This window comes from Vibrio sp. V09_P4A23P171 (assembly GCF_963875615.1).
Lineage (GTDB): Bacteria > Pseudomonadota > Gammaproteobacteria > Enterobacterales > Vibrionaceae > Vibrio > Vibrio anguillarum.
Genome location: NZ_CAWNMR010000060.1, coordinates 1 through 2996, shown reverse-complemented (window position 1 = coordinate 2996; position 2996 = coordinate 1). Strand labels below are relative to the sequence as shown.

The window sequence follows — 2996 nt, the reverse complement described above, 5'->3', positions numbered from 1 at the left end:
TAACAAACGCCTCAAGAGGGACTGTCAACGCGTGGCGTTTCCAGTCCCATTGAGCCGCGGTGGTTATGGTTGTTGTGTTTAAGTTTAGTGTAATGCGTTGCCAGCCCCTTAGGCGGGCGTTATGTGTTTTTCTGAAAAATTTTCACAGCTCTGCGCTTATAATTCAGACGTGAGGTGCACTATGTCTGAAAATCAAAAAGTTAAAAGAGCTGAACCAATTGAAACTTGTTCATATAAAAGTCCTTGTGTTCGTCATTGTTGTTTAGATGACAAAGATATCTGCATAGGTTGTGGTAGGACTCTTGATGAGATATGTCGTTGGAGTAGTGCAACAAATAGCGAAAAACAAGAGATATTAATCAATAGCTTAGCTAGAGTTCAGAGCCGAAATATATCGATATGAAGCATCTTAGTCTTGTGTATATGATGGCTTTTTATCGAATGCTGTTTGGCATAAATGCCTTTCGCTACCCCTTTAAATGGAAGAGTGGGCATCAGAAACACACACATAACAAACGCCTCAAGAGGGACTGTCAACGCGTGGCGTTTCCAGTCCAATTGAGCCGAAGTGGTTACGGTTGTTGCGTTTGAGTTTAGTGTTATGCGTTGCCAGCCCCTTAGGCGGGCGTTAGCTTCTTAAAGGCTAGAATCCTCAAAATCTGGGTTTGATTGTCCTGAAAAATCAGCTTTTAGCGTTCAAATTTCACAACTTGGTTTTCGTGCTTGTCGGATTCTGATTTGGTAGAAGGTGTTGAAAGTTTTGTGGTTTCAAAGTCGCTGAAAACCATCAAACCTCGATGCTTCAATGTTGTTGGATGCTCCACACGGAAAGTTTGGTTTCACAAAAGGCTGCATCATCGCTGCAAGTGTGCTTTCTTTGTCGCGGACTATTAACCGTGGCCAACTTAGCCTAGATCGTTTTAGGTTTTGGCAGCCAGCTTCACAGCTTTTGGCGTTGGACGTGTGTTTGTGTGATGCTTTTGCGTAAAATGGATTTCAAGCAAATGTGTTAAAAGCCATTGTTAAACAATGGGCTACGAAGCTAACAAACGCCTCAAGAGGGACTGTCAACGCGTGGCGTTTCCAGTCCCATTGAGCCGCGGTGGTTACGGCTGTTGTGTTTGAGTTTAGTGTTAGTGCGTTGTCAGCCCCTTAGGCGGGCGTTAGCTCTATAAATAGGAGGATTGGTGATCGAATTTAAAGAGGATGTTTCGACCCCAGAAAATTGGTTTAGGCAAGCTTGGCAGATGTTTGAAGCTTCAAAATCTCTTTATGAAGTATTTTCAGTTCGGGAGATGAACACGAGTGAAAAGGATAATTATCGTCATGTTGGTGCGATGAAAGGAGCTATGTTGCTGCTTGGTCTCGCCGCTGAAAATGCTCTGAAAGGTGCTCTTGTATATAAACATAAACCTGACACCTCGAATGACCGGTTATATCCAAATCATTTCCACAAAAATGCACACGATCTAACAGATGTTGCAGATAAGCTGCATTTGGAACTATCAGAACCTCAACTTGAATTGCTTGGTAGACTCACAATCTTTGTGCAATGGGCATCCAAGTATCATGTGCCATTAAAGAAATCTGAGCTTGAACGGGCAAGTGGAAAAATAAAATTAGTGTATCCTTCAGACTATGCTGACGTCGAAAACCTTATTCTTAGACTTCAAATTGAGTCTGGCTATGACGAGACGTACGGTTGGCCGCAGAAAAAGAGCTAACAAACGCTTCAAGAGGGACATCCAACGCGCGGCATTTTTACTATGCGTTGGTTTGTGTGATTACGGTGCTATGCGGAAAGTTAGTAGTAGCGTTGGCTGCCCCTTAAGCGGGCGTTATGTGCTAAGCGAAAAGGATGTCAACTACGCATTCAAAGTGGCCTTATTCGTTCTGTTATTACATTTGACATCAAGCATGTAATTGCACGAGGAAATTGAATAACGGATTTATGCGACTATTTGTAATAAAGGTAAATTTGTGGACCGAGATTATCTACAGAGTGAGTATGGTGTCCTGAAAGCGGGCCAGTGCTACAAAGTTGTTCGTAGTTTCAGAGATTATAGAAACATTAATTATGAAAGGGGTGACGTTATGCGTTTCCTTGGTAGTAATTTTGTACCGTATGAAAGTGGTTTGTCTCTGTTCTTTGATAAAAATGGTAGTGAGAGGCAAATAATGTTGTGCGTACGACCTGAGTTTCAAATGGAAATTGCACATCATCTTGATAGTTACTTTTGTAAACTAGACGATAACTAAGATCGCACATAACAAACGCCTCAAGAGGGACTGCCAACGCGCGGCGTTTCCAGTCCCATTGAGCCGCGGTGGTTACGGTTGTTGTGTTTGAGTTTGGTGTTATGCGTTGCCAGCCCCTTAGGCGGGCGTTATGCCTTTTCCAAAAAAAATCGACAAGGAGAGTCAATTTGAAAATAGTAGAAGTAGATAAAATTCATCTTGAAGCTGTCGCTCAATTATTTGATTTATATCGCCAATTTTATGGACAAGAATCGGATTTAGCGCAGGCTATGAGTTTCATTGAAGAGAGGCTCAACCATTCAGACTCAGTCATTTTCCTAGCACTTGATCATCATGGTCAACCGTTGGGGTTTGTTCAGCTTTACCCGTCGTACTCTTCAGTCTCGATGAAGCGAATGTGGTATTTGAATGACTTGTATGTCACTGAATCAGCGAGGCATAAGGGTGTCGGTAAAGCATTGCTACAGCAAGTCAAAGTTTATGCCAGAGAAACCAATGCGTTAACTGTTAAGCTTGCTACTTCAATAGATAATGAATCTGCAAAAAGTCTATATTTGTCTGAGGGTTACTCTAAAGTTACGGCTTTTGAGCACTTCACTCAGAAAGTAGTACAGGCATAACAAACAATTCAAGTGGATTCTCAACGCGTGGCAGTTTTACTATGCGTTGAGTAAAGTGTTTTATGGTGCAATGCAGCGGCTTGGCCAGTGCGTTGTTCACCACTTAATTGGGCGTTA

Annotated in this window: 5 protein-coding genes and 1 pseudogene; all 6 read left to right on the top strand. The window is 42.3% G+C overall.

Translation table 11 applies throughout. The annotated features are described in order from the left end of the window. Positions 1-121: 121 nt before the first annotated feature. The 6 genes and pseudogenes from AACT23_RS15050 (at position 122) to AACT23_RS15025 (ending at position 2879) form a co-directional block, all read left to right on the top strand. Positions 122-403, top strand: coding sequence for a DUF1289 domain-containing protein (locus AACT23_RS15050; protein ID WP_001894429.1), 282 nt, complete (start codon positions 122-124; stop codon positions 401-403). 402 nt (positions 404-805) lie between these two features. Then, positions 806-925: pseudogene (locus AACT23_RS15045) on the top strand (DUF645 family protein); the annotation flags it as partial. After that, positions 915-1013 (top strand): Tfp pilus assembly protein, encoded by a 99-nt coding sequence (locus AACT23_RS15040; protein WP_230078617.1) that lies wholly within the window; start codon positions 915-917, stop codon positions 1011-1013. The pseudogene AACT23_RS15045 and the gene AACT23_RS15040, both read left to right, overlap by 11 nt. Positions 1014-1187: 174 nt before the next feature. Next, on the top strand, positions 1188-1724 hold the full coding sequence (locus tag AACT23_RS15035) for a hypothetical protein (protein ID WP_057556422.1): 537 nt from the start codon (positions 1188-1190) through the stop codon (positions 1722-1724). Positions 1725-1980: 256 nt separating this feature from the next. Then, positions 1981-2259 carry a DUF3601 domain-containing protein gene (locus AACT23_RS15030; RefSeq protein WP_005526581.1) on the top strand — a complete coding sequence of 93 codons (279 nt, stop codon included), beginning with the start codon at positions 1981-1983 and terminating at the stop codon, positions 2257-2259. A 167-nt stretch (positions 2260-2426) separates the two neighbouring features. Next, complete coding sequence (locus AACT23_RS15025) at positions 2427-2879, top strand: GNAT family N-acetyltransferase (RefSeq protein ID WP_094126891.1); 453 nt, start codon at positions 2427-2429, stop codon at positions 2877-2879. The last annotated feature ends 117 nt before the right edge of the window (positions 2880-2996 follow it).

Coding starts and splice junctions, on each gene's coding strand:
- AACT23_RS15050 (WP_001894429.1), top strand. CDS start 122: ATGTGTTTTTCTGAAAAATTTTCACAGCTCTGCGCTTATAATTCAGAC.